Raw genomic sequence first — 24,809 nt, 5'->3', positions numbered from 1 at the left:
CCTATTAAGGAATTATGCGAATTAAGATAAAAAGATAAAAGCCGTTGTTTACGGCTTTTATCTTTTATAAATGAGATTATTTTGCTGGTTCAGTTTCCGCTTTCTTTTTGGCAGCTGGTGCTGGTGCAGTTTTCTTGTCGGTTGCATTAGCAGGCGCTTTTATTTCTGCTGTTTCCGAATGTTTTTTGTGTTTGGCTGCTTTTTCATCAGAGGCAGCATTATCCGTGCTGATTTTTGCAGCAAGTGTTTTAGCTAAATTTTTTGAAGCTTTTTCAACTGCTTTACTTACCTTCTTAAATTCTGGTTCAAACTCACCAACTATGGTTTTAATTTGGGCAAAAATCTTGTCGTTTAATTGTTTTTTAAGAGCTTTGCGCGCCTCTTTAGCGGCCGATTTGGTTTTATTGTTCTTCATATTGTGGTATAAGGAAACTCTGCTTATTGTGGATTTATTTTTCGATGCAAAGTTAGGTTAATAAATAGTGACTTTAACATTATGTTTATGTTAACAACACATATCAATGTTAAGAAAATATTATCAAATTATCAAGCTATCTTGTTCATTTTTAAGGCGCTAATTTCGTTTTTATTGAATATATCATGATATGATAATAGTTTCTTTAACAGATGGGCCAGCTATTATATACTCTTATAAAACATTTAAACAATTAAACCAGAAATGATTTTTGTAAAGGTTTTAGGTTAATTGATAACTTTGCAGGCTAAAAATGCTTCAATATCCATGATCAAAGATTTAAATTCCTTAAACCAGGTAGCTGAATTTCATACCACCTTTAAACACCCTATTGTTGCATCGCCGCAAATACCTTCAAAGGAGCGTAGTCAACTGCGTATTGAATTACTGGCCGAAGAATTAAAAGAATTACAGCAAGCCGTAAACGATAACAACCTGGTTGAAATAGCCGATGCCCTTTGCGATCTGCAGTATGTACTTTCGGGAGCCGTATTGGAGTTTGGCTTTGCCGAAAAATTTAAGGAGTTGTTTGATGAGGTGCATCGCTCAAACATGAGCAAAGCCTGTAAAACAGTGGAGGAAGCTAATCAAACTATTGAGCATTACCGCAACACAGCCGGTACCGAATCGCACTATAAAGAGATTGACGGCTTATTCCTGGTTTACCGAACTGCCGATAATAAAACATTGAAATCAATTAACTACTCACCTGCCAATTTGAGCAGTATTGTAGGGTAATATCATACTTAAATATAGATCAACTTGGCAGAATCAACCCCAAACCCCTCAGAAGTTAAAGTTACCATGCACCCGCGTAACAGGCACCGCATGGGGTATGATTTTAAAGCGCTGTTAAAGGCTGTACCACAACTACGGCCTTTTGTAACGGTAAATCAGTATGATAATCAAACTATCAACTTTGCCAATCCCGATGCGGTAAAGATGCTGAACAGGGCATTGTTAAAGCTGCATTACAATATAGAACATTGGGATATTCCTGCTGATTATTTATGCCCGCCTATCCCCGGCCGTGCCGATTATATTCATTACGCCGCAGATCTGCTGGCTTCAACCAATAACGGTGTTGTACGCAAAGGAAAAAAAGTAAGGGTGCTGGATATTGGCGTAGGAGCCAACTGTGTATATCCTATTATAGGTCACCAGGAATACGGCTGGAGCTTTGTAGGTACAGATATTGATGAAGAAGCTATCCAGTCGGCACAGAAAATTATTGATGATAATGAAGAGCTGAAAAATGCTATTGAGCTGCGCCTTCAAAAACACCGCGCCGATATATTTTTATTCGCCATAAAACCCGGCGAAAGGTTTGATCTTACTATCTGCAACCCACCATTCCATGCATCCATCAAAGAAGCTGCGGAAGGTTCACGTCGCAAATGGAATAATCTTGGATTAAAAACCGGTAAGGAGAAAGAGCCTGTACTTAATTTTGGTGGTCAAAACGCAGAGCTGTGGTATCCCGGAGGCGAGGCCGCGTTTTTAAAACAAATGGCGGCCCAAAGTACCCACTTTGCCAAACAATGCCTATGGTTTACTACACTGGTATCTAAAAAGGAAAACCTGCGCATATTATATAATGCCCTGCAAAAGGCTGGCGCTGCAGATGTGCAAACCATTAACATGTCGCAAGGTCAAAAAGTAAGCCGCATCATGGCCTGGACATTCCTTTCAACTGAAGATCAACAACACTGGATAAACCGTTGATTATTTTTGATTATGATGATTTTTGACCGTTGATTTGAAAATGATTTTTTGATTTCGTTGATCTTCTTAAGCAAGTATAAGATCAGCGAAATCAACGTAATCAAAATAATCAACGGTCAACAATCAGCGTAATCATTCCACTCACGGTCACACACGTAAAAAGGTTTTCTTCTGATATAGATAGTAAAGGAAAACCCATTTCACCATTACAAAACAAACAGCCATTACTACCAGATTATAGGGGTCGCCAACAAGCTGGCCTATCCAGCCAAAAAAACCGTTGGTGGTATACTGCCATTTAATGAAGTGACCTGATATGTAGATAAGTATAGAGTTCATACCGATCACCTTAAAGTAAAACGCCCATTTTTTATAACCCAGCACATCAATAATATAATAAAACAGCGCCATCAGCAGCAGGCTTATGCCACCCACATGCATCACGAACGAACTGCTCCACAGATTTTTATTGATGGGAAAATCCAGGTTCCATATTTGTGCTATGATCAGGAAGATAACTCCCGTAACCGACATGATAGCCACTTTACGCATTTGCCTTATCCCGGTCTTTTTTAATAATTGCCCCGTTAATATGCCCAGCAAACCGGTACTGATGGCCGGTATGGTGGAGAATAATCCCTCAGGATCATGAATGCCAAGATATAACCTGCCTGGTAAAATCAGGCGATCCATGTAGGAGGCAAAGTTACCCTGCATGGTTAAATCACCGTGCGGAAAGCCCGGCGCTGAGGTGAATTTTAATAACAACCAGTAAGCAATAATGAAAAAGGCGAACCATACCATCTGCATACGCTCTTTACTATACAGGTAAATGATATTGGCAAACATGTAAGCTATCCCAATGCGCCCCAGTACACTGGCAAAGCGTATTTGCGATATAGGCATTATAGTAAGGCCATTATTTACCACCAGGCCCAGCAACACCAAAATGAATGCTCTTTTAATAACCCTAAGTGTAAGTTGCTGCCTGCTCTTGCCCTTTTCCAGTTCGCGGCCTACAGAAAATGGTGTTGATACGCCGGCCATGAACAGGAACAATGGAAATATCAGATCGTAAAGGTGGAAGCCATTCCAGTCGGGATGGGTAAATTGTAGTGCAATGGCCTCCCAAAATGGCGATTTTGTTGCTTTTGCCAGGGTATGGAAGATCTCTTCGCCGCCCATTATCCAAAACATATCAAACCCACGCAGGGCATCTAATGAAAATAAGCGCGTTGGCGCTGTGTTAATATCATCAGGCGCGGTATTGCCTGCAGATGAGCTTGTTGTAGTGGTCATTTTTTTGAAAAGGATTTAGTGATTTACTAAAGATATAAAAAGGACACTATTTAAAATATTTTTTTTAGCCAACCATACTTTATAAAATAAAATTGTTACGAAGCGTTGTAACTTCGCGTTTTGAAACAGAGCCGATGTTAGAGATCATATACCGCGATGAATACCTGATCGCCATTAACAAACCACATGGATTGCTGGTACACCGGTCGCCCATTGCAGCTGATGCCAGCGAGTTTGCTTTGCAATTGCTGCGCGACCAGATAGGGCAAAAGGTAAATCCTGCTCACCGTATCGATCGTAAAACAGGCGGCATACTGCTTTTTGCATTGGATAAACAAGCTGAGATAGCCATGCAGCAACAGTTTATGGAAAACCAGGTACATAAAAAATACCTGGCCATAGTGCGTGGCCACACAGCCGACATCGAAGAAATTGATTATCCTTTACGTAAGGAGAACGGTACCCTGCAGGATGCTTTTACGCAATACACCACGCTAAAACGGGCCGAACTCAATATTGCTTTGGGTAAGCACCCTACGTCCCGTTATTCGTTGGTAGAGGCTGTGCCTGCTACCGGGCGTATGCACCAGCTGCGCAAACACTTTAGCCATATTTTTCATCCCATCATTGGCGATCGTACCCATGGTTGCAACAAGCAAAACAAGCTATTTACCGAAACCTGGGATATGAACACCATGTTGCTGCATGCTTCATACCTGGAGTTTACCCATCCGGTTACAAATGAGCAGGTAAAAATTAATGCTGGGCTACAGCCTGAATTTGAGCGGGTAATGCAAATAATGGGTTGGTAAAACAAAAGCTTTTTGATGTAATAAATTAAACAAAAGCAGTAAGCAATTGTACTGTAATGTAAATGCATTAACAGATGGTCAAGCTTGCAAATTATAATTTATATACACCAGACGGCGACCGATCTATCAGCATAAAACCCGTCCATCAACATTTGCCCGGAAGCTCCTTAAACGTAACCGGTGTTTTTAAGCTGAAGGAGGGTATGGTTGATCTGGGTGAGATTGTTTTTGACGATGAAATGCGCCAATGGGAATACACCGGGCTTGGCGACCTGACCCATGAGCAGGCCCTGGAGATTGCCACATTTATACAGGGGCAGGTTCGTTAGCAATTGTAAGGCAATAAAATGGATATGTCAGCCTGAGCTTATCGAAGACTTGTACGCAGAGGCCTTTGCCCACCATGGTTCAACAAGCTCACCATGACAGTCTTTTTGCAAGCTATACTGGCATGGTGTATAACCCAAAATCACCGATGATTTTATTTACCTTATCTTTGCGCATATTCCAACACAGATAATGATAAAGCAAGCCCTCCTGAACCTCAAAATAAATGCCCTTAATCCTATGCAGGAGGCTGCTATCAGCGCGGCCAAAAAAAGCGATGTAATTTTGCTTTCGCCTACAGGCTCGGGTAAAACGCTGGGTTTTTTATTGCCTTTGCTCAGTTTGCTTGACCCCGATGTGCCAACGGTGCAGGCGCTTATTATGGTGCCCTCACGTGAACTTGCCTTGCAAATAGAGCAGGTTTTTAGGGCCATAGGTAGTGGTTTTAAAGTTAACTGCTGCTATGGTGGTCACCCGGTAAAAATTGAGCGTAATAACCTGTCGCAGCCTCCTGCGGTGTTAATTGGTACGCCCGGCCGTATCGCGCACCACCTGCGCCGCGAAAGCTTCAGTACCGATACCATCCACACCCTGATATTAGATGAGTTTGATAAAGCCCTGGAATTTGGTTTCCAGGAGGATATGACCTATATCATCAGGCAAATGCCGGCCATCAAAAAAAGGATATTGACATCCGCCACCCGGATGGACGAAATTCCATCTTTTACAGGTATGGTAAAACCAATTGAATTGGATTACCTCACAAACGCCGCCTCTACGCCCGATCTGAAACAAAAAGCGGTAATTGCCGAGGCTGCCGATAAACTGGATGCCTTGTTTGCTTTGATCTGTAAAATAGGGGATAAGGCAACACTGGTATTCTGCAATCACCGAGAAGCGGTAGAGCGCATCAGTGATCTGTTATATGACCGGGGCCTGCCGCATGATATATTTCACGGTGGCATGGAGCAGGATGACCGGGAACGCGCATTATTAAAGTTCAGGAACGGGAGCCATCGTTTGCTCATTACTACCGACCTGGCCTCACGCGGCCTGGATATACCCGAAATTGAGCATGTGATTCATTACCAGTTACCACATACCGAAGAAGCTTACACCCATCGCAATGGCCGCACAGCCCGTATGCATGCCAAGGGTACCTCATACCTGATATTATCGCCTGATGAAAAACCGGCTTATTTAAGGGAGATGCCTGAGATTGAGGAACTGCCAGAAAATCCGCAGTTGCCGCCGTTATCTCCCTGGGCTACATTGTATGTTGCCGCCGGTAAAAAAGATAAGGTAAACAAAATTGATATTGTTGGCCTGCTGCTTAAAAAGGCTGAGCTGGATAAAGAGGATGTGGGCTTGATAGAGGTACTTGACCATTCATCGTACGCGGCAGTTAAACGTAACCGTATTGAGCGTGCTGTACAGCTGATCAAAGGTGAAAAGATCAAAAACAAAAAAGTTAAAATAGATATTTCAAGATAATAAACCAAGAAGAGCATGAGCAATAATGATATCATGAAAAAGCTACGTGTAGCGATGAAATTTACCGACGATGATATTATAAAAGTTTTGGCGCTGGTTAATTTCAGGATCACCAAAACAGAACTGGGCGCCATATTCCGTGCCGATGACCATCCGAACTTTAAACCTTGCGGCGATCAGATACTCCGTAACTTTCTGAACGGATTGATCATTCACCAACGCGGTCCTATGCCTGATAAAAGAACACCTAAACAAGAAGGTACACAGCCCGAAGGGAAGTAGTGAGTTTTGGTTGTATGTAGTACCTTTATTTAAAATCATGTCATTGCGAGCGTAGCGTGGCAATCGCACGTGGGCAGAGAGAATTGCACAGTTTGCGATTGCTTCGTCGTTCCTCCTCGCAATGACAAAAGAGAGTAAACAAAAAGAGCGATGGTAAAACCATCGCTCTTTTTGTTATTGCGTAAAACGTACTACGCCTAACGTAAAACTTCTTACCTCAAATCCACCACTTCAACACCGGGGTGTGCTTTGGCATCCCAGGCAAAGGCGTTATCAGCTATTGGAGCGTTGGGGGTAAAGCTGCGTACGGTATAGTTGTATTTGTTGCCGTTTTTATCAAATAATTGCGCGCTGTAAATCTGTTTTTTCTCTTTATCTATTAGCAGGCGAACCTTGAAAATATTTTGTTTATCGTTTTCTGGAGTAAGGTCAATAGCCTGGTAAGCCTTGCCTGCAATCTTTTGTTCGCCGGTGTACAGGTATTTGTAACCATGTTCATAAATGGTGAAAATTTGGGATGGGTTGTTAACACCATCGCCGCCTTTAGGAGCATCGCCAACCTGTACCTCTTTATCTTTTTTAAGGTAGGTCCACTGGGTTTTACCATCGCTGATGATCTCTTTATCTACATCTTTTGCACTCGCCGAAGTATATAAGGTAACCTTGTATTTACCGGCTTTGGCTTTGGAGATCAGGGTGCCTGTTTGGGTTTCTTTAACCCCGGCCTGTGGATTATCTAAAGTAAAGCTGAAATCTGTTTTTATAGCATCGTATGATTTATATTTCTGGCTTACCTGGCTCAATATGGCTTTGGCCTGGGTATCTTTTTGTGCAAACGCGTTGCTGCAGGTGCTTAACGCTAAAATGGAATATAGGACTATCTTTTTCATTAGTGTTTATTTCATCAACAACTATTATTAACAATAGTTATTGGTTTAGAGCAATTAAATGGTGTTTGGTTTAATCTTTAGGTTTTTGAAGGGTTTCCAGGTAACGTTCCAGGCTGTATTCGTCAGGATATAGCACATCGCGGGCTTTACTGCCTTCAAAGGCGCCAACAATACCGGCAGCTTCCAGCTGGTCAATGATACGGCCGGCGCGGTTGTATCCAAGTTTCATTTTGCGTTGTATAAGTGAGGTTGAACCCTGCTGATGCATTACGATGAGGCGGGCAGCTTCTTCAAACATTGGGTCACGATCATCCGGATCATACTCCTTGGCGCTGCTGGTTTCACCCTCACCCAAATATTCAGGCAGGAGTAAGGCAGTAGGATAGCCTTTTTGATTACCAATATAATCAGATATAGCTTCAACCTCTGGCGTATCCACAAACGCGCATTGCAAGCGTATCAGATCACTTCCTGTACTAAACAACATATCCCCGCGACCAATCAGCTGATCGGCACCACCCGCATCCAAAATGGTACGTGAATCTATTTTAGAAAGTACCCTGAATGCCAGCCTTGATGGGAAGTTGGCTTTAATGGTACCCGTAATAATATTAACCGAAGGCCTTTGTGTAGCAATAACCAGGTGAATACCCACCGCACGGGCCAGCTGGGCAATACGGGCAATAGGCATTTCCACCTCTTTACCGGCGGTCATCATCAGGTCGGCAAACTCGTCTATCACTAATACGATGAAAGGGAGGTAGCGGTGTTTTTCAGGATCGCTTATTTTGCGGTTAACAAATTTGGCGTTGTACTCTTTCAGGTTACGTACCTGGGCATCTTTCAGCAGGTCATAACGTTGATCCATCTCAATACAAAGCGAATTGAGGGTGTTCACTACTTTTTTAGTATCTGTAATAATGGCATCAGCTTCATCAGGCAGCTTAGCCAAAAAGTGCCTTTCAATTTTGCGGAAAAGCGTAAGCTCCACCTTTTTAGGGTCAACCAATACAAATTTGAGTTCGGCTGGGTGCTTTTTAAATAACAGCGACACCAATATAGCATTAATACCAACCGATTTACCCTGGCCTGTAGCACCTGCCACCAATAAGTGAGGCATTTTGGCCAGGTCGGCAATAAATACTTCGTTGGAAATGGTTTTACCAAGCGCGATCGGCAGATCCATCGTGGTATTCTGGAACTTCTCTGTAGACAGAATAGAGCGCATAGAAACCATCTCAGGGTTTTGGTTTGGTACCTCAATACCAATAGTTCCCTTGCCCGGCATAGGCGCAATGATACGGATACCGAGGGCGGCAAGGCTCAAGGCAATATCATCTTCCAGGTTCTTGATCTTGGAGATACGCACACCCGGTGCCGGAATAATTTCGTACAATGTAACCGTTGGTCCAATTGTCGCTTTGATCTTATCTATCTCAATATTATAATGGTTCAGCGTTTCAACAATCTTATTTTTATTGGCTTCCAGCTCTTCTGCATTAACTGATATTTTGTTTGAACCGTGATTTTCCAGTAACTCCAGATGCGGGAATTTATATGATGCCAGATCGAGCCGGTGATCATAAATACCAAACTGGCTCACCAGGTCTTTCGCTTTAACTTCATCAGCTTGTTCAACACTGAGCTCAGGCAGCGGGCGGTTCACATCAATGGTAAGCGGTATCTCCGTTTCTTCCTCCGGTTCATGCTGTGTACTTGGTGTTAATACCACAGGCTCATGATAAATTGGGGTTTGCACCAATGGCTGTTGCTTCATCGGCTCAGGCTTTACCATATTTTCCTGCTGACTTGCCAGCATATCTTTAACGCGGTTGGTACCTCCGCGAGGCCACTCAATAGGGATAGATGGTTCATCCTCGTCGCTGTCTTCCTCGTCTAATTCAACAGGCTCGGGTGCTATATTATCTACAGCCATGGCTGCCACAGCTTTTTCTTTACGGGCAGGCAGTTTAAAATCGATATTGTATGCAATTACCAATACGGCAAGGGCGGCAAATACCAATAACCCTCCGGTACCGGCAGGGCCTATCTGGGCATCAAGCAGGCGGTTGCACCAAAAGCCGAAACCACCCTCCAAATAATGCGGATAATCAATAATAAAGGCATGGAAATAAGCGATAGCTATTGATATAAATACGATACAAAAAAGCGAGTAGGCGATTGTTTTGGTAATAGAAAATAGCTTTACCTTGAACAGCAGGCGATAGCCAAGCACAAAAAATACAAACACAAACAGGAATGAGGCTACCCCAAACCACTCGTAAATGAACTGATTACTGAGCAGTGCCCCAAATTTGCCCAGCCAGTTTTGCGCTATCTGCGGGTTGCCTCCGTTATCGGCAAGTTCCTGCACTGTTTTGCCGGTGGCCAGGTTATGCCAGCCGCCATTGGTGCTTGCAATATAGCTCTGATCTTCCTGCCAGGTAAACAGGTAAGAAGTGAACGCTATAAGAAAATATATAGACATCAGAAGCGACAGCAGACCTGCTATTTTTACGGCACGGCCATTCTCCATATCAAGCTGGGGCATGCTTGGGAGCCTCCGTTTGGATATACGCTCTTTTTCAGCTTTACCCGTTTGCCGGGGCTGATTTTCGTCCTTAAAACTATTTGATTTAAACTGATTTCCTTTTACCGGCATCGCTGATGTAACATCCTTTAACTGCAAACTTACATAAAATTTCACCTATGTAAACTTTGCAAAAACAACATATCCACTTTTTTGAGAATTTAAGATTTAGGACGTTCGATTTAGGATTTGTTTAATTTAAAGATGCAAAAACCTTTTTTTTACACAGATCAAATCCTAAGTTGAACACCCTATATTCAAGATTCTTTCCTATAAAGTTAGCAGATTAAACAAATATTTAGTCGTATTTTTAATTTTTTAGTATTATTGAAAACCATCAGTTCATGCACCCTTAAAACGGGTTTATTGTATGCGTAACCAATAAAAACGCCTATCACTTAACGTAAATAATGAGTATAGAAAAGCTGGAAGAATACATTACTACTGCCGATTTAAGTAAGCTGGAAACCCTGCTGATGCAAAGCCCCGCACTGGCTACTACACAAACCAGCCATGGTGTTTCGCCGCTGATGCTTTCTTGTTATTATAAAAAACCTTCGGTTACTGATGTAATGCTGCGATACGTGAATGAGATCAATTTATTTGAAGCATCTGCCGCCGGAAAACTGGAAGTAGTAACTCACTTTGTAGAAACCAGCCCCAACTCGCTTGATGATTACGCGCCTGATGGTTTTACTGCCCTGGGCCTGGCATGTTATTTTGGTCACGAAGCCGTTGCCCGTTACCTGGTAGCCAGTGGTGCTGATGTTAATCTGTCTTCTAACAACGGTTTCCGGGTTTTTCCTATACATTCGGCCTGTGCCGATAACAATACCGCCATAGCCCGTATATTGGTTAATAATGGTGCCGAAGTAAATGTAAAACAGCAGGCTGGTGCTACACCATTACATACTGCCGCCCAACATGGCAATATAGATCTGCTTATTTTGCTGCTTGAACACGGCGCGCTTACCAATGTGCGCATGGAAGGGGGCAAACTTCCTGCCGACCTGGCAAGAGAAAAGGGTTTTGAAGAGATTGCGGAGATTTTGAGTTGAGGCTCCTCTACGACGTTACGTAGTATCTCTATGTTGTCATTTCGATAGAGCAGGGGTGGATATGAGCTTGGCGCGAAAGAGAAATCTTCTACACCTTGAAATTCACTGTGTAAGGGCGTAGAAGATTTCTCCTCGTTCCTCGTCGAAATGACAATTCCTTTTTACGCATTTATGTCCTCTACTTCACAAAATGCACCTGCATGGCAGTTACCTGCTTAATGCAGCGGGCGGGTTTCTTTTCGTCCTGAACAATGATGCGGTAGGGGCCATCGCCGGGGGCTAAGGGTTGGCCGTCAACTTTATCTGCCAGGATGATGGTGCGGTCGGTAAAGCTTTTATCCAGTTCGGCCAGGGCAAAGATTACCTGGTAGCCGTCGCTGGCTTCCACCTGTAAGTATTTGGTTAGGTTTTCACCTTTAAGTTCCGGGCCTAAGGTAACACCTGCGTTTTTGAGTATCTCGGCCAATATCACACCGGTGTAAGTATGGTCTTTTCCATCCCTGTCCTTACGGGTTACGGTAGTTGGGGCGAGTTTTTGCAGATAAGCCGCGTCAATGGTTAGGGGAGTGGTAACCTCACCACTTACTTTAATGGTTTGTGCCTGCGTTATAAACGGAATGGCCGTAAAACTTAGTAAAGCTAAACAGGCTATTATCAAATGCTTTTTCATGGGTGTATGGTTATTAGTGTTTGGTTTTTGCGGTTAATGAGTTCGGATCAGCAAATTCGGGATTATTGATAAAGGTACTGTCTGTAAGCATATTTAAAAAAGCAATGATCTGCTTTTTTTCAATTGGCAGGAGTTTCAGGCTTTTACCTCCAACCTCGTTTGATTCGCCGCGAAGAAAAGTACTGAGAGAAGCAGACTCCAGGATATGATCGCTGTAATGATCAACCACTTCAGCTAAGGTTTTAAAGCGGCCATCGTGCATATAGGGTGCGGTAAGGGCAATGTTGCGCAGGGTTGGTACCTTAAAGCGGCCTTGGTCAGTTTGCAAGTGGGTAAATGAAGCTATGCCTGAGTCTTTGGGGAGGCTGTCTAATCCATTGTTATGAAAAAGCTCCATATAAGTTTTAGGCCCGCCGTGGCAATGGCCGCAGTTGGCTCCACGGATACCTTTTTCTGGTTGAGGTCCATTATTAAACAACTCCATGCCTTTTAACTCGTCATCAGTTGGTTTATACGCGCCTCGCTGGTATTGATCATAGCGGGAATTGGCGGAGATGAGTGTACGTTCAAACTGCGATATGGCTTTAACTATACGATCGCCGGTAATGTGTTCATCACCATAAACCAGTTTGAATAATGTGGGATAAGTGGCTGTTTTACTAAGTTTTTGCGCTGATATGGCTAACGACTGCCCCATTTCGTGCGGATTTGTGAGGGGGGTAACAGCCTGCTCTTCAAGCCCGTTGGCCCGGCCATCCCAAAAGAATTTACGCGCCCATAACAAGTTGGCCAATGACATGGAATTGCGCGGTGTAAGCACTCCATCAACTCCTTTACTCAAAGCAAGACCATCTGTAAAAGCTTTGTTTTGCTGATGACAGCTGTTGCAGGAAAGTGTATTATTCGCTGATAGCCTGGTTTCGTAAAACAACATCCGCCCTAAATAAACGCCTTGCTTAGTGGTAGGGTTATCTGCCGGGATGCTGATCCGGTTACCAAAGTTTGCCGGATACACCAGGTTGTAAGGTCCTGTTTCAACCGGGTTTGAAGTGAAGCTGAGGCCCGATAAAAGAATCATGAATATAAACAGCACAAGCAAAGTGTGGCTTTTTTTAAGCCACACTTTGGCGAACAGATTTTGCTTTTTGCCGGTATTCATGAACAAATTTAATGAAATAATGGACTCACCCGGTCATCGCTACGCTCGACCACCCTCTCTTATTCTGCGGCGGAAAGAAGGGTAGTTAAACATGTCATTGCGAGGAGGAACGACGAAGCAATCGCGAACTGAGCAGTCCTTTCTGTAAAGTTTACGATTGCCACACTACGTTCGCAATGATATGATTTTTTTAGCGAGGCTAAATAATGCCGGATTATCATCAATAATTAAATATCACGTTGGCAAAATAGTTTCTTCCGGCCTCAGGGAAACCTTCTACCAGGGTATAATTCCTGTCGAACAAATTATTTACACCACCTTCAATAGAAAAGCCCTTTATCAGTGTTAAGTGCGCCTTTACATTGGTCAGATAAAACGCTCCGGATACGGTGCCATAGCTGGTGCTGTAACGTTTGGAGTTATATTCCTCACTGGCCATGACATATAACTTGCTGATAGGTGTGTACTGGATTGATCCAAACACTTTGTTCTGCGGTACATCTGTCAGGAAAATATTGGGGCTTGATAAGTTTTTACGTTTCAGGTAAGTGTAATTGGCATCTATTCTTAACTGATTGGCAATTGGGTAGCCAATGGCAAATTCGGCACCATAATACTCGGCGCGACCAACATTTTGCACCTGCGATTGCTGGGTACCTGTTTTGGGATCTACCTGCACATTATTTACAGTTTGTATCAGGTTGTTGATCTTGCTATAAAACAGCGATGCTTGTATATTCAACTTTCCTACCAGCAGGGTGCGGTAGCTAAGATCATAATTTACAGCGTTTTCAGCCTTCAGGTCAGGGTTGGGAATAGCGGTGCCGAAACGGTATGAATACCTGTCTTTAATAGTAGCGAACCTGGTTTTTCGTGCTACCGAAAGGCTCAGCGTATTGGTGGTATCAATATCATACTGCAATAATCCCTGCAAGTTCCAGGCGCTGTTACTGTTAGCAGGCAGATCGCTTATTACGCCGTTGGTATATTGCTGAGCATCGGTGCTGTGCCTGTTCATGTAACTTACACCAGCATTGGCTTTAAATGCCGATGTAATATGATAGGTATCCTCTGCTCCAACGGTAAAGTTATTATCCGCATCACGGCGGGTAGGCTCACCAACGTTGTGCTCGCGGTGTACATCCTGTTTAAAATGCCCCGCCAGGCTAAAGCTGTTATTTTTGAATGAAGTGTTTTCAAACATGATGCTGCTGCCCAGGGTGTAATCGTTATAAATACTGGTAAAGGCATATGGTTTGGTCATAGTGCTGTAGGATGCATCATCAAAGCTTTGCAGGTTATTTTTAAACTGGTCATAATACCAGCGTGTTTTGATCACGTTGGTGCTGTTAATGCGGTTATTACTCAGTAAGTAAAGGCTTTGGGTATCCCAGTTGGGCCATTTCCAATACCGCGGACTTTTAAACAGTGAGTTTGAGGCATCATCACCTGCATAAACCGGTGTTCCTTTAGTACCGTGTTGGTAGCTGTAACCTATGGCGTATTCTTGATTAGCGGTGGGGGTAAAGCCAACTTTACCGCTCACAGCCACATCATTGTTATAGGAATTATCGCGGTGGCCGCCGTCTTCATTTTTAACAGGCTTAAAATCATGCGATAGCGGGTACCAGTTACGTTTGAGTTGTGATGCCGAAACTTCGTAATAAAACTTGCCCAGGTTTGAACCAATGTTGGTGTTTAACCTGTAACCTCCGCTTAACCAGCCAGCAACGGCATTAAACTCAAAGGGCTTAACCGGTTTACGGCTGATAAGGTTAATAGCGCCACCCTCAGCGTTTGGCCCGTATAAAACTGATGAATAGCCTTTGGCTACCTGTATCTCCGATAGATTGAAGGTGTTAAATCTGGCCAGATCAACATAACCATCATAAGGTACATATAGCGGGATACCATCCAGATAAATAGGCACCGATCTTACGTCAAACCCCCTCACACTTACCGCCGATTCATTACGCGGGCCAACCGCTGTCAGGGTAATGCCGGGCAGCAGATTTAATGCATTTGAAACAGTAAGCCTGTTGTACCGGTTGATGGTACCCGCCCCCAATTTATCAGACCGGAGGCTATCCCGGGTGCCGATGATATTAACCTGACCCAGTTGGAAAACATGCCGGGAGGTATCGGCATTTTGAGCCCTGAGATCAGTATTTAAAAGGGCAAAAAATGCAGTAGGTAAAATGATGGAGCGTAAGATTTTTTTCATATGTAAGATTTTGGTTATATAAAATAAAATATAACGCAAAATCGCAATTTTGGCTGATTATATGAAGAAATCAGTTTGCTTTTTGACAAAAGAGGGAGATTACGGCTCTTAAAATGTCAGGTTTTGTAAATTTTCTTTTAAAAACTCCTGTAATTTTTGGTGCAGCACATGAAAATGATTGATCACTTTTAAGCCATATTCAGTAACAATGGCTTTGCCACCACCTTTGCCTCCGCGGTGAGATGTTACGAGAGGCTGGCCAAAACGGTTATTCATATGGTTAACCAGATCCCAGGCTTGTTTGTATGACATTTTCATTTGCAAAGCCGCCTGCCTGATAGAACCGGAAGCCTGAATACGCTCCAACAACTCTATGCGCCCGTGTCCAAGTATTTTTTCATCAGCAGTTTCTATCCAAACCCTGCCGTTTAAATTAAAAATAGCGTTACTCATTATAGTAATGAAAGTAACGCTATTTTGATTAAAAGCAAAAAGGTATTGAATTGCCTTCGGTATTTTATGACAGGGCAACCGGGTTGCCACCTTGCGATTCTGGTATGTTATTGTTGGTATTTGCTTCCGGTTGTTTTCCTGTTTGCTGCAGTTCCTCAAAATATTTCTTTTTAACTACAGTGGTCATTTTATGATCGCCGGTATGGCTCCAGCCTGGAGGCATAACAAGGTAAAGGAATTTATTTTTAATGCCGGGTGCCTTATGTACATCCTTAGCCAGGGCCACAATTTCGCCAAAATAAGCATCCAGAAAGCTGTTTTTGATCATAGGGCGGCTAATACCGTATTCAATCGGGATTTTGCGGTCTTCATTCTGGTAGGTGCCAAATACCTTATCCCATATAGGAAGCAGGTTACAGAAATTGGTATCCATATACAACGGATTTTTAGCATGGTGTACCCGGTGGTGCGATGGTGTAAGTATGATATTGTTCAGGAAACCTAAGCGACCATCATTTACCAAATTTTCGCCAATGTGGATCATACCTCCCCAGAAACCATCAATAAACATAATTACAAACAACATGGCAGGAGGTACCCCCAACAAGATACAAACCGTTGTGCGGATAAAATCGGCATATGGACCTTCCAAAAAGAAGTGAGCATAACTTACTGATAGGTTCATGGTTTCGGGGGCATGGTGAGTTGAGTGCAAGCACCAGAACAACCTTACCTTATGACCCCAATAATGGTAAAGAAAATGGCCAAACTCCCAAACTATATAGCCGTAAATAAACCAATACCAGGTGAATGAGAGTTTAAAAATGGCGTATTTCTCAAATAAGCCAATACAAAGACCAACCATTGCAATTGCAATTACGCGGCCTACAAAAGCATTTAAAACGTACGAGAAAAACGGCAACTTGTAGTGAATAACCTTAAACCGTTTATAAAAGCCGGCACGTATAATTTCAATTACCAGTAAAAACGGCATAATCGGGAACATGAGCGATTTAAACCCCTCGTAAGTGAGCAGTTTATCGTAATCGCCTGATTTGATGATAGCAATCAAACTATTAAAGCCGAAAAAGCCTACGAAGTTCTTGAATATGGCCTCTAAAAAATCCATAGCATTAAAGTTTATAATTGGTTTACTGATTTATAACGCAATATATATGTATTTATGTATATACATAAAATTTTTTTATAAATAATTCGTCCCGCCTACGCCAATGGAACCATATGGCCAGGCTGTAAACTTGCATATTTCCGAGGCGCAAACAGCAGTTTGTGAAACTAATAACATAGAATTGTAAAACTGTTTCAAGTTATTGTTTCAAACAATTGTTTTAATTAATCGATTGATTAATTTTGTCCATTATTTATTCATTAAAACAATGGCTGAAACTGGATTTAGAAAATGGATTATCACCATTACGGTTATTACCGCTTCATTACTCGAACTCATTGATACTACTATAGTAAACGTTTCCATACCACAAATACAGGGAAACCTTGGGGCAACATTAACCGATGCTGCCTGGGTCATTACCGGTTATAGTGTGGCCAACGTTATTATACTGCCTATGTCTGGCTGGCTTGGCAGTTACTTTGGCCGCAAAACTTATTTTCTTACCTCAATTATCGTTTTTACCATAGCCTCATTTTTATGTGGTAACTCGCATACGCTTACCGAGCTGGTAGCTTTTCGTATTCTGCAGGGCATGGCAGGCGGTGGTTTGATATCAACGGCACAGGCCATACTGCTGGATACCTGGCCAAAAGAACAGGTAGGTACCGCGACCGCGTTATTTGGTCTGGGTGCTATTGTTGGCCCAACGCTGGGCCCAACTATCGGGGGCTGGATAACGGATAATTACTCATGGCCATGGATCTTTTACGTGAATCTTCCGGTAGGTGCCATAGCCGCTATCTGTACTTACCTGTTTGTACGGCCAACTCCTAAAGAGGGGAGGGATAACCCTGTTGATTGGTGGGGTATTATATTATTGGCTGTTTCTGTCGGCAGCCTGCAAACTGTATTAGAAAAAGGCGAAGACGAGGACTGGTTTGCCACACCTTACATAACCGTGTTATCGGTAACCACAGTTTTTGGCTTATTGCTGTTTATTTGGCGGGAACTCAGCACGAAATACCCGATCATCAATTTTAGTATCATGAGGCACCGTAGCTTTGCTATTGGTATGCTTACCTCCTTTATTTTGGGCGTGGGGCTATATGGATCGACTTTTGTGTTTCCGGTTTTTACACAAAATTTATTAGGTTTTTCGGCACAGCAAACGGGCGAGGTTTTATTTCCCGGCGGTTTGTTCACCATTGCGGTAATTCCATTTATGGGGATGTTTTTGAATAAGGGTGTCCCCGCGCAATTGCTGGCTATGGTAGGGATGTTATTGTTTTTTGCATTTTCGGCATGGCTAAGCAATTCTACTTTGGGTATGGGCAGCAGCGATTTCTTTTGGCCCTTAGCCATCAGAGGTATTGCAATGGCACTTTTATTTGTACCCTTAACTACACTGGCCATCGGCGATCTGCATGGTGCAGAAATTGGGCAGGGAGCAGGCTTAAATAACATGATGCGCCAGTTAGGCGGTTCATTTGGTATTGCTGGCTTAACTACCCTGATACACATCAGGCAGGCTGTTCACCGTAATAACCTTTTAACCAATATTGAACCATCCAACCTGCACTTCATACAGCGATTTAACGATTATGTGCACGTATTTATGGCCAAAGGGAAATCAGCTTCTGATGCAACACGAATGGCTTATGGCGCGGTTGAAAGGGTAGTGAACCAGCAGAGCGCATTGCTTACTTACAATGATGCGTATTGGATTGTTGGGTTGGTGATGCTGTTTTCCATACCGTTATTATTCATGGCTCCGATCAAAAAAGGACAAAAGGCAATCACCGGCGGGCATTAATAACAGGCTATTCAGAGGGTAAATAATTAAATCATGCTATTTGTGTTAACAATATATAGATTTGAGCTGATTAAAAATTTGCCATGAGTTCTGCTACAGATATATCAACAGAAGAAAAAATTAAGGAAGCCGCGAGAATTGTGTTTACACAAAAAGGTTTCCAGGGTGCCAAGATCAGGGATATTGCCTTACAGGCCGATATTAATCTTGCTTCTGTTAATTATTATTTCCGCAGTAAAGAAAAGTTGTTTGAAATCATCATGACCGAGGCTGTTCAGCAGCTTTTTGATAAGGCCATCCCTGTGGTAAATGATAGCACCACCACACTTATTCAAAAAATTGAATTTTTGGTAGCGTTCTATATCGACCTGGTTTTAAATAATCCGGATTACCCGTTCTTTATTATCGGAGAGGTAATGTCGGGCTCAAACAACCTGCCTCTGATCAAGAATTTAGAGCCTTTGTTAAAATCACATTTTGCCCGGCAACTGGCAGCTTTAAATACAGATGGTAAAATAGCTTATCATCCTTATCATGTGATTATGAATTTGGCGGGCATGATCATTTTTCCTTTCATCAGCCGGCCACCGCTTCTAAAATCGGGGAAGTTTAACGCAGAAGAATTTGAACAAATGATGCAGGAGCGCAAAAAGCTTATTCCTGTTTGGATTGCACAAACGTTAGGTATTTAACAAGTTTTAAATACCTAACGTTTGCAATTCCGCTCTTTAATTAAGGTTTCCAAACATTATCTTTTTTATCCACGTCGGGATCATAGGTTGTGCCTAAAAGCAATTGTTTTATAGGCTTGGTAGTGGTAAACTCAACATTTGTAGCTTTATTACCATTTGCCCAGCAGGCTATACTTTGATGAACCAGTTGTTTGCTGCCATCGATGTAATAAACGGTTAAATTTACCGGTACCGCCTTGTTGCCTATGCTGGTAATGGTTACTACGTATTTTTGCTGCTGATGATTTACCTTGCTGATGGCAAGGTTAGGTACACCGTTATCAAAGAACCAGTTTTTCCAGAACCAGTTAAGGTTTATACCTGAGCCTGTGTTGATACAGTTAAAAAAGTCATAAGGCATAGGATGCCTGCCGTGCCATTGGTTTATGTAATAATGCAAAGCTTTGGTAAACAGCTCGTCGCCCAGCATATCCTTGATATAATAATAGGCCATGGCCGGTTTGGGATAGCTATCTGTAAATTTGGCTGCTCCGGTAAGCCCGGGCGTAAGTGTCATGATAGGAACGTCCTGCTCGGTGCCTGCACTGTTTTCGGTAGGCGCTACGCCATAAGTATCTACAATTTTTTTATCAATAACGGGGCTGGTCAGCCATTCGCCAATAGTGGCCCAACCTTCATCCATCCATCCGTATTTTGTTTCATTAGTTCCCATATAAAAAGGAAACATGGTATGAAATATCTCATGGTCGGTTAATTCAATGGCATCTTCTGCGTTTTCAAGCGGGTTATCATTTACCATCATAGGGTATTCCATTTGGTCGAGCCCGTCAAACACGGTTTCATGCGGGTAGGGGTATGGCCATTTCGGAAATTGGTAGCTCATGTTTTCTACCGTTTTACGGGCATAGTTTACCACTTCAAAGTAGTCTTTATGAGCAGGGTTAAATACCGCGTCTACCCTGGTGCGTCTTTGTGTTTTAGGATCAACCACGAGGCTTGACGCTTTCCAGGTATAGTGATTGCTAAGCGCGAAAACAAGATCGGTTACACTATCGGCCTCAAATTTCCAGGTATTGGTTGGATTGTTTTTGGTGATATGGCCTGTTTTTAAATCGGCTTCGGTGATGATATCGGTTACCTTATCACTTATACCTGCCTGAGTTATCAGTTTGGCATATTTGGATTCATACACCTCATCCGTATTTTTGAGGTTCCCTGTTGCCCAAACCTGGTAATTGCCGGGTACGGTGATCTCGGCGTTAAAGTGGCAAAAATCATTGTAAAATTCCTGCGAACCGAGGTAAGGGTACTTATTCCATCCATCTATATCATCGTAAACAGCTATCCGCGGAAAAAAGTAGGCTATAAAAAACGCGCCTGTATCAATTTGACCGGTACGTATGTGGGATGTTTGATTAAGCGTGTAGGAATAAGCTATTTCAAAATGTGTTTTTTGTTTAGGCATTATAGGCTGCACCTGAAGTACCATATTGGTACCATCAATTTTGCGTTTAACGCTATCCTGCAACTGGTTATTAATACTAAGCGACTCAATTTTTACACCATCGGTTAAGTCTATAGCTTTTACAGCCATATCTCGAATGGCTCCTTTTTCGTATAAATTAGGGTAGAGCTTAAATTGTACCTGGTTAAGCGTATCCGGGCTATTATTAATATAATCTATACCAACGGTGCCTGTAAGGTTTCGGTTTTGCGGGTTGAAGCTTACTTTAATAGTATAGTCGGCCGTGTTTTGCCAGTAGTTTTTACCGGGCTGGCCCTTAGGGCTGCGGGTCCCTTTCACGTAAGTGTTTTGTAAATTTACGGCTATGGGCAGTGTAACCTGAGCGTAAGTGACCGTACTGCCTGATAATAAAATTATAGCGAGTAATTTTTTAAGGTTGATCATTAAGAGAGATTATATCAGTTATATTTGATGTAAATATAACAAACAGGATAAACAGAAAAGCAAATTGCGCAGATAGGTGACTTTTACTTATTTACAATTGCCTATAACCATTATACTCAAACTAATTAAACTGATGACTGCAGAAAAGATGATCATGATTACAGGCAAACAATACCTGGAGTTAAAACAACGCCTGGAAGGCGGTGATGGTCTTACATATAATATTGGAACGGAGAAACACCCTGAGGAGGTTAAAATAATTAACATGTATATGGATACGGATGCGGATTTTACCCGTAACCCACGGCAGTTTGCAAAAATGAATGAGGATTTACATATACAGGTAAAACTGGAATATATAGCCGAATAAACCTATATAGAATAAACCATTACCAGCCTCCTTTAAAGCCCTCGGTTAACGCGTTAGTGTAATTTTCAAGATCAAAAGAGTATAGGTAGGGCGCTTTATGCGCACCGCCTTTACGTGGTTTATCTGCACGGGTCAGTATACCAAAGGCAAGTACGCGCCGTTGAAAGTTACGCCTGTCCAGCTTTTTATCCAATATGGTTTCATATAGCTTTTGCAGTTCGGGCATGGTAAAATCCTTGGGCATCAGGTTATAGCCAATAGGCTGGTAATTGAGCTGAAGGCGCAGTGTGTCAAGGGCACTTTTAAATATCAGCTCATGGTCAAGCTGTAATTCGGGCATATCATCCAGATCACGCCAGGCGCATAGTTCCGAAAATTGGTCGGGCTGTGGGTTAACGTCAAAGAAATCAACAAGTGCATAATATCCTATAGATAAAAACCTGCCCGAAAACCAGTTTTCGCCCGCAGGCAGCATATCCCTGTACAGGTCGTTATGAAACTTTGAACGATCGGGATCACCAAATACCCTAAACTGCTGTAAAAATATTTTATCAAGGCCGGTTCGCTCTTGTAGTATCCTTGTTGCGGCATCATCAATGGGCTCCTGTTTAAGCACAAATCCGCCAGGAAGGTACCATTTCTCTTCATCAGGGGTTTTTAACAGCAACACTTTCATCTGTCCGCCGTGGAAACCAAAAACTACACAATCAATCGAAATATGATCGAGATAGTTTTTGCGGGCATCATCGCTGAATTCAATAAGTCGTTCTTTGCTTAACATTTGTGCTATTCTACAAAAATAGTTTGATTATTTAGTTATAATATTTACAATTGTGTACTTTGTACACGATGAGGTTTTTTTACATTTTCTAATTCAAACCGTCAAAATTTTATCAAAATAAGTAAGTGATATACAGTCGTGTATATTTTATGTCCATATTTGTTTAACCAATTCTCTTATATCTAAATTTAAAAAATGAAAAAGTATTTTTCAACCCGGCTTGTTAGCAAGGCTATCCCGCTTTGTGTTGCAGTGCTGTTACCTTTGAGCAAGGTAGCGGCCCAAACCAAAGCAGATGACGCTAAAATGAATACGTTCGTTACCGGCCTCATGGGTAAAATGACGGTCGACGAAAAAATAGGACAACTTAACCTGGTAACCATTGGGGCGGCAACCACAGGCTCGGTGGTAAATAAAGGTGTTGAAGAAAAAATAAAGAAAGGTTCTATAGGTGGTGTGTTTGGCGTTTGGGGAGCCGACCGTGTAAAGGAAGTGCAGGACCTGGCCGTTAAAAACTCAAGGCTGCATATCCCGCTTATTTTTGGGCTTGATGTTATACATGGGCACCGCACTATTTTCCCGATCCCACTGGGCATGTCGGCCGTTTGGGATATGGGTCTGATCAAGCAATCGGCCCAGATAGCAGCCAAAGAGGCAACAGCCGAAGGACTTAACTGGGTTTACTCGCCAATGGTTGATATAGCCCGCGACCCACGCTGGGGGCGTATCTCTGAAGGATCGGGTGAAGACCCTTGGTACGGCGGACAAATAGCCAAAGCTATGGTACAGGGTTACCAGGGCAGCAGCATGAAAAATGCCGACGCTGTAATGGCCTGCGTAAAACACTTTGCCCTGTATGGCGGTGCCGAAGCTGGCAGGGAATACAATACGGTTGATATGAGCCGGATTAAAATGTACCAGGATTACCTGCCCCCTTATAAGGCAGCTCTTGATGCCGGTGCGGGTAGCTTTATGAGTTCATTTAATACTGTTGATGGTGTACCTGCAACAGCCAACCAATGGCTGCTAACCGATGTACTGCGTAAACAATGGGGCTTTAAAGGCTTTGTGGTATCAGACTATACCGCGGTTAACGAAATGATAGCTCACGGACTTGGCGATCTGCAAATGGTTTCAGCCCTGGCATTAAAAGCCGGGCTGGATATGGACATGGTAGGCGAGGGCTTTTTAACTACCCTGAAAAAGTCGCTTGCTGAGGGTAAGGTAACCAACCAGGAAATTGACCTGGCCTGCCGCCGCGTACTGGAGGCTAAATATAAACTGGGGCTTTTTGATAATCCTTATAAATCAATTGATGCCAGCAGGGCCAAAGAAGTTTTAACTCCCGAAACACGCGCTCAGGCACGCAACATATCTAAACATTCGTTTGTGTTGCTAAAAAACGAAGCGCAAACATTGCCGCTCAAAAAAACAGCTTCTATTGCACTGGTTGGCCCGCTGGCTGATAACCACCGTGATATGCTGGGCACCTGGGTTATTGCGGGCGAGTGGGAAAAATCGGTAAGCGTACTGGAAGGTATTAAAAATGTGGCCGGCAGCAATGTAACTATCAATTATGCTAAAGGAGCAAACATTACAGAAGACAGCCTTTTTATCAAAAGACTAAATTTTGGCCCCGGAATGGTTTCTGTTGATCCTAAACCGGCCGATGTATTATTGAAAGAAGCGGTTGACGCGGCTAAAAAATCAGACGTTATTGTAGCGGTGGTAGGTGAGTCGCAAAGTATGTCGGGCGAATCATCAAGCCGTTCGGATATTGATATTCCCGAGAGCCAAAAGAATATGCTGAAGGAACTGGCCAAATTGGGCAAGCCGCTGGTGATCGTATTATTTAATGGCAGGCCGCTTACCTTAACCTGGGAAGATACACATGCCAATGCTATATTAGATGTGTGGGCCCCGGGTACCGAAGCCGGTAACGCCATTGCTGATGTACTGTTTGGCGATTATAACCCGGCCGGTAAAATAACCGCCACCTTTCCGCGCAGCGTAGGGCAAATACCTATATATTATAACCATAAAAATACAGGTAGACCTTATGATGGTAAAGGTCCGTCAAAATTCAAATCAAACTACCTGGATATTTCCAATGATCCGCTTTATCCGTTTGGCTATGGTTTGAGCTATACAACCTTTGGATATAGCGATGTTAAACTAAGCAAAAGCAAATTGAAGGGAAATGAAACCCTTACAGCCAGTGTTAATGTAACCAATACCGGTAAATATGCCGGCGAAGAAGTAGTACAATTATATATTAGCGATCCGGTAGCCAGCATCAGCAGATCTGTAAAAGAATTAAAAAACTTTAAAAAGATAAGCCTGCAACCTGGCGAGCAAAAAGAAGTTTCCTTTAATATTACACCTGAGGAGTTGAAGTTTTACAACAGTCAGCTTAAATATGATTGGGAGGCTGGTGAGTTTATTATACAGATAGGTACCAACTCTGCCGATACCCATACTGCAAGTGTGCAATGGAGTAAATAAGCATATAAACAGTATTAACAAAGACAGCGCCGATATGAAAATACCGGCGCTTTTTGTTGTGGGTAATTTAGCTTATAGGTTTTTGTTTACAATTGTCAATAACTGTTTTGGTTACATTTATTATTTTAATATTATTTATGAATTTTAGT

The 24,809-nt window shown here is 42.7% G+C and carries 22 protein-coding genes; 11 read left to right on the top strand and 11 right to left on the bottom strand.

Features of this window, described 5'->3' with window-relative positions; translation table 11 throughout:
- Window positions 1-76: 76 nt before the first annotated feature.
- Entirely contained in the window at window positions 77-415 is a 339-nt protein-coding gene (locus QWZ01_RS13490) for a hypothetical protein (RefSeq protein WP_290323946.1), read from the bottom strand.
- A gap of 327 nt (window positions 416-742) precedes the next feature.
- Between QWZ01_RS13490 and QWZ01_RS13485 the strand changes: the two genes are divergently transcribed.
- Both QWZ01_RS13485 and rlmF read left to right on the top strand, forming a co-directional pair.
- On the top strand, window positions 743-1,213 hold the full coding sequence (locus QWZ01_RS13485) for a pyrophosphohydrolase domain-containing protein (RefSeq protein ID WP_290323944.1): 471 nt from the start codon (window positions 743-745) through the stop codon (window positions 1,211-1,213).
- A 24-nt stretch (window positions 1,214-1,237) separates the two neighbouring features.
- Window positions 1,238-2,200 carry a 23S rRNA (adenine(1618)-N(6))-methyltransferase RlmF gene (gene rlmF, locus QWZ01_RS13480; protein WP_290323941.1) on the top strand — a complete coding sequence of 321 codons (963 nt, stop codon included), beginning with the start codon at window positions 1,238-1,240 and terminating at the stop codon, window positions 2,198-2,200.
- Window positions 2,201-2,347: 147 nt separating this feature from the next.
- Here the strand turns inward: rlmF and QWZ01_RS13475 are convergent, their stop codons facing one another.
- Window positions 2,348-3,499, bottom strand: a complete 1,152-nt coding sequence (locus tag QWZ01_RS13475; RefSeq protein WP_290323939.1) for an acyltransferase family protein — start codon at window positions 3,497-3,499, stop codon at window positions 2,348-2,350.
- 134 nt (window positions 3,500-3,633) lie between these two features.
- Here QWZ01_RS13475 and QWZ01_RS13470 point away from each other — a divergent pair, with 134 nt between their 5' ends.
- From QWZ01_RS13470 to QWZ01_RS13455, 4 genes are all read left to right on the top strand, one after another.
- Window positions 3,634-4,311 (top strand): pseudouridine synthase, encoded by a 678-nt coding sequence (locus tag QWZ01_RS13470; protein WP_290323937.1) that lies wholly within the window; start codon window positions 3,634-3,636, stop codon window positions 4,309-4,311.
- A 74-nt stretch (window positions 4,312-4,385) separates the two neighbouring features.
- Window positions 4,386-4,640 carry a hypothetical protein gene (locus tag QWZ01_RS13465; RefSeq protein WP_290323935.1) on the top strand — a complete coding sequence of 85 codons (255 nt, stop codon included), beginning with the start codon at window positions 4,386-4,388 and terminating at the stop codon, window positions 4,638-4,640.
- Window positions 4,641-4,830: 190 nt separating this feature from the next.
- Window positions 4,831-6,132 carry a DEAD/DEAH box helicase gene (locus tag QWZ01_RS13460; RefSeq protein WP_290323933.1) on the top strand — a complete coding sequence of 434 codons (1,302 nt, stop codon included), beginning with the start codon at window positions 4,831-4,833 and terminating at the stop codon, window positions 6,130-6,132.
- A gap of 15 nt (window positions 6,133-6,147) precedes the next feature.
- Window positions 6,148-6,414, top strand: a complete 267-nt coding sequence (locus tag QWZ01_RS13455; RefSeq protein WP_290323931.1) for a DUF1456 family protein — start codon at window positions 6,148-6,150, stop codon at window positions 6,412-6,414.
- A gap of 212 nt (window positions 6,415-6,626) precedes the next feature.
- Here QWZ01_RS13455 and lolA1 read toward each other — a convergent pair whose 3' ends face one another.
- A complete protein-coding gene (gene lolA1, locus QWZ01_RS13450) occupies window positions 6,627-7,304 on the bottom strand; it encodes an outer membrane lipoprotein periplasmic chaperone LolA1 (protein ID WP_290323929.1) in 678 nt (225 codons plus the stop codon).
- Window positions 7,305-7,374: 70 nt separating this feature from the next.
- On the bottom strand, window positions 7,375-9,966 hold the full coding sequence (locus tag QWZ01_RS13445) for an FtsK/SpoIIIE family DNA translocase (protein ID WP_290324626.1): 2,592 nt from the start codon (window positions 9,964-9,966) through the stop codon (window positions 7,375-7,377).
- Between the two features lie 338 nt (window positions 9,967-10,304).
- Here QWZ01_RS13445 and QWZ01_RS13440 point away from each other — a divergent pair, with 338 nt between their 5' ends.
- Window positions 10,305-10,952: an ankyrin repeat domain-containing protein gene (locus QWZ01_RS13440; RefSeq protein WP_290323927.1), complete on the top strand. Its 648-nt coding sequence runs from the start codon at window positions 10,305-10,307 to the stop codon at window positions 10,950-10,952.
- A 178-nt stretch (window positions 10,953-11,130) separates the two neighbouring features.
- Here QWZ01_RS13440 and QWZ01_RS13435 read toward each other — a convergent pair whose 3' ends face one another.
- From QWZ01_RS13435 to QWZ01_RS13415, 5 genes are all read right to left on the bottom strand, one after another.
- The gene (locus tag QWZ01_RS13435) at window positions 11,131-11,622 is read right to left on the bottom strand and encodes a molybdopterin-dependent oxidoreductase (RefSeq protein WP_290323925.1); all 492 of its coding nucleotides are present in this window, start codon (window positions 11,620-11,622) and stop codon (window positions 11,131-11,133) included.
- Window positions 11,623-11,635: 13 nt separating this feature from the next.
- A complete protein-coding gene (locus QWZ01_RS13430) occupies window positions 11,636-12,781 on the bottom strand; it encodes a cytochrome-c peroxidase (RefSeq protein WP_290323922.1) in 1,146 nt (381 codons plus the stop codon).
- A gap of 220 nt (window positions 12,782-13,001) precedes the next feature.
- Window positions 13,002-15,005 (bottom strand): TonB-dependent receptor plug domain-containing protein, encoded by a 2,004-nt coding sequence (locus QWZ01_RS13425; RefSeq protein ID WP_290323920.1) that lies wholly within the window; start codon window positions 15,003-15,005, stop codon window positions 13,002-13,004.
- A 108-nt stretch (window positions 15,006-15,113) separates the two neighbouring features.
- Window positions 15,114-15,458, bottom strand: coding sequence for a winged helix-turn-helix domain-containing protein (locus QWZ01_RS13420; protein WP_290323918.1), 345 nt, complete (start codon window positions 15,456-15,458; stop codon window positions 15,114-15,116).
- Window positions 15,459-15,522: 64 nt separating this feature from the next.
- Window positions 15,523-16,587, bottom strand: coding sequence for a sterol desaturase family protein (locus QWZ01_RS13415; RefSeq protein WP_290323916.1), 1,065 nt, complete (start codon window positions 16,585-16,587; stop codon window positions 15,523-15,525).
- Between the two features lie 268 nt (window positions 16,588-16,855).
- Here QWZ01_RS13415 and QWZ01_RS13410 point away from each other — a divergent pair, with 268 nt between their 5' ends.
- Together QWZ01_RS13410 and QWZ01_RS13405 are read left to right on the top strand one after the other, a co-directional pair.
- The gene (locus QWZ01_RS13410) at window positions 16,856-18,403 is read left to right on the top strand and encodes a DHA2 family efflux MFS transporter permease subunit (RefSeq protein ID WP_290323913.1); all 1,548 of its coding nucleotides are present in this window, start codon (window positions 16,856-16,858) and stop codon (window positions 18,401-18,403) included.
- Between the two features lie 83 nt (window positions 18,404-18,486).
- Window positions 18,487-19,095, top strand: coding sequence for a TetR/AcrR family transcriptional regulator (locus QWZ01_RS13405; protein WP_290323911.1), 609 nt, complete (start codon window positions 18,487-18,489; stop codon window positions 19,093-19,095).
- A 40-nt stretch (window positions 19,096-19,135) separates the two neighbouring features.
- On the opposite strand, the gene QWZ01_RS13400 is transcribed toward QWZ01_RS13405, so the two are convergent.
- On the bottom strand, window positions 19,136-21,004 hold the full coding sequence (locus tag QWZ01_RS13400; RefSeq protein ID WP_290323909.1) for a M1 family metallopeptidase: 1,869 nt from the start codon (window positions 21,002-21,004) through the stop codon (window positions 19,136-19,138).
- 133 nt (window positions 21,005-21,137) lie between these two features.
- Between QWZ01_RS13400 and QWZ01_RS13395 the strand changes: the two genes are divergently transcribed.
- Window positions 21,138-21,374 carry a hypothetical protein gene (locus QWZ01_RS13395; protein WP_290323908.1) on the top strand — a complete coding sequence of 79 codons (237 nt, stop codon included), beginning with the start codon at window positions 21,138-21,140 and terminating at the stop codon, window positions 21,372-21,374.
- Window positions 21,375-21,393: 19 nt separating this feature from the next.
- Here the strand turns inward: QWZ01_RS13395 and QWZ01_RS13390 are convergent, their stop codons facing one another.
- Window positions 21,394-22,155, bottom strand: coding sequence for an NUDIX hydrolase (locus QWZ01_RS13390; protein ID WP_290323907.1), 762 nt, complete (start codon window positions 22,153-22,155; stop codon window positions 21,394-21,396).
- 195 nt (window positions 22,156-22,350) lie between these two features.
- On the opposite strand from QWZ01_RS13390, the gene bglX reads away from it, so the two are divergent.
- Window positions 22,351-24,660 carry a beta-glucosidase BglX gene (gene bglX / locus QWZ01_RS13385; RefSeq protein ID WP_290323906.1) on the top strand — a complete coding sequence of 770 codons (2,310 nt, stop codon included), beginning with the start codon at window positions 22,351-22,353 and terminating at the stop codon, window positions 24,658-24,660.
- The last annotated feature ends 149 nt before the right edge of the window (window positions 24,661-24,809 follow it).

Source organism: Mucilaginibacter aquaedulcis, from assembly GCF_030409325.1.
Taxonomy (GTDB): Bacteria; Bacteroidota; Bacteroidia; order Sphingobacteriales; family Sphingobacteriaceae; genus Mucilaginibacter; species Mucilaginibacter aquaedulcis.
This window is presented reverse-complemented; position numbering and strand designations above follow the sequence as displayed.

Excerpts from the sequence above, each read along its gene's own strand:
- QWZ01_RS13470 (WP_290323937.1), top strand. The coding sequence starts at position 3,634 with ATGTTAGAGATCATATACCGCGATGAATACCTGATCGCCATTAACAAA.
- QWZ01_RS13420 (WP_290323918.1), bottom strand. The coding sequence starts at position 15,458 with ATGAGTAACGCTATTTTTAATTTAAACGGCAGGGTTTGGATAGAAACT.
- QWZ01_RS13395 (WP_290323908.1), top strand. The coding sequence starts at position 21,138 with ATGACTGCAGAAAAGATGATCATGATTACAGGCAAACAATACCTGGAG.
- QWZ01_RS13390 (WP_290323907.1), bottom strand. The coding sequence starts at position 22,155 with ATGTTAAGCAAAGAACGACTTATTGAATTCAGCGATGATGCCCGCAAA.
- lolA1 (WP_290323929.1), bottom strand. The coding sequence starts at position 7,304 with ATGAAAAAGATAGTCCTATATTCCATTTTAGCGTTAAGCACCTGCAGC.
- QWZ01_RS13425 (WP_290323920.1), bottom strand. The coding sequence starts at position 15,005 with ATGAAAAAAATCTTACGCTCCATCATTTTACCTACTGCATTTTTTGCC.
- QWZ01_RS13430 (WP_290323922.1), bottom strand. The coding sequence starts at position 12,781 with ATGAATACCGGCAAAAAGCAAAATCTGTTCGCCAAAGTGTGGCTTAAA.
- QWZ01_RS13490 (WP_290323946.1), bottom strand. The coding sequence starts at position 415 with ATGAAGAACAATAAAACCAAATCGGCCGCTAAAGAGGCGCGCAAAGCT.
- QWZ01_RS13435 (WP_290323925.1), bottom strand. The coding sequence starts at position 11,622 with ATGAAAAAGCATTTGATAATAGCCTGTTTAGCTTTACTAAGTTTTACG.
- QWZ01_RS13475 (WP_290323939.1), bottom strand. The coding sequence starts at position 3,499 with ATGACCACTACAACAAGCTCATCTGCAGGCAATACCGCGCCTGATGAT.
- QWZ01_RS13400 (WP_290323909.1), bottom strand. The coding sequence starts at position 21,004 with ATGATCAACCTTAAAAAATTACTCGCTATAATTTTATTATCAGGCAGT.
- QWZ01_RS13410 (WP_290323913.1), top strand. The coding sequence starts at position 16,856 with ATGGCTGAAACTGGATTTAGAAAATGGATTATCACCATTACGGTTATT.
- bglX (WP_290323906.1), top strand. The coding sequence starts at position 22,351 with ATGAAAAAGTATTTTTCAACCCGGCTTGTTAGCAAGGCTATCCCGCTT.
- QWZ01_RS13465 (WP_290323935.1), top strand. The coding sequence starts at position 4,386 with ATGGTCAAGCTTGCAAATTATAATTTATATACACCAGACGGCGACCGA.
- QWZ01_RS13460 (WP_290323933.1), top strand. The coding sequence starts at position 4,831 with ATGATAAAGCAAGCCCTCCTGAACCTCAAAATAAATGCCCTTAATCCT.
- QWZ01_RS13415 (WP_290323916.1), bottom strand. The coding sequence starts at position 16,587 with ATGGATTTTTTAGAGGCCATATTCAAGAACTTCGTAGGCTTTTTCGGC.
- QWZ01_RS13455 (WP_290323931.1), top strand. The coding sequence starts at position 6,148 with ATGAGCAATAATGATATCATGAAAAAGCTACGTGTAGCGATGAAATTT.
- QWZ01_RS13440 (WP_290323927.1), top strand. The coding sequence starts at position 10,305 with ATGAGTATAGAAAAGCTGGAAGAATACATTACTACTGCCGATTTAAGT.
- QWZ01_RS13445 (WP_290324626.1), bottom strand. The coding sequence starts at position 9,966 with ATGCCGGTAAAAGGAAATCAGTTTAAATCAAATAGTTTTAAGGACGAA.
- QWZ01_RS13485 (WP_290323944.1), top strand. The coding sequence starts at position 743 with ATGATCAAAGATTTAAATTCCTTAAACCAGGTAGCTGAATTTCATACC.
- QWZ01_RS13405 (WP_290323911.1), top strand. The coding sequence starts at position 18,487 with ATGAGTTCTGCTACAGATATATCAACAGAAGAAAAAATTAAGGAAGCC.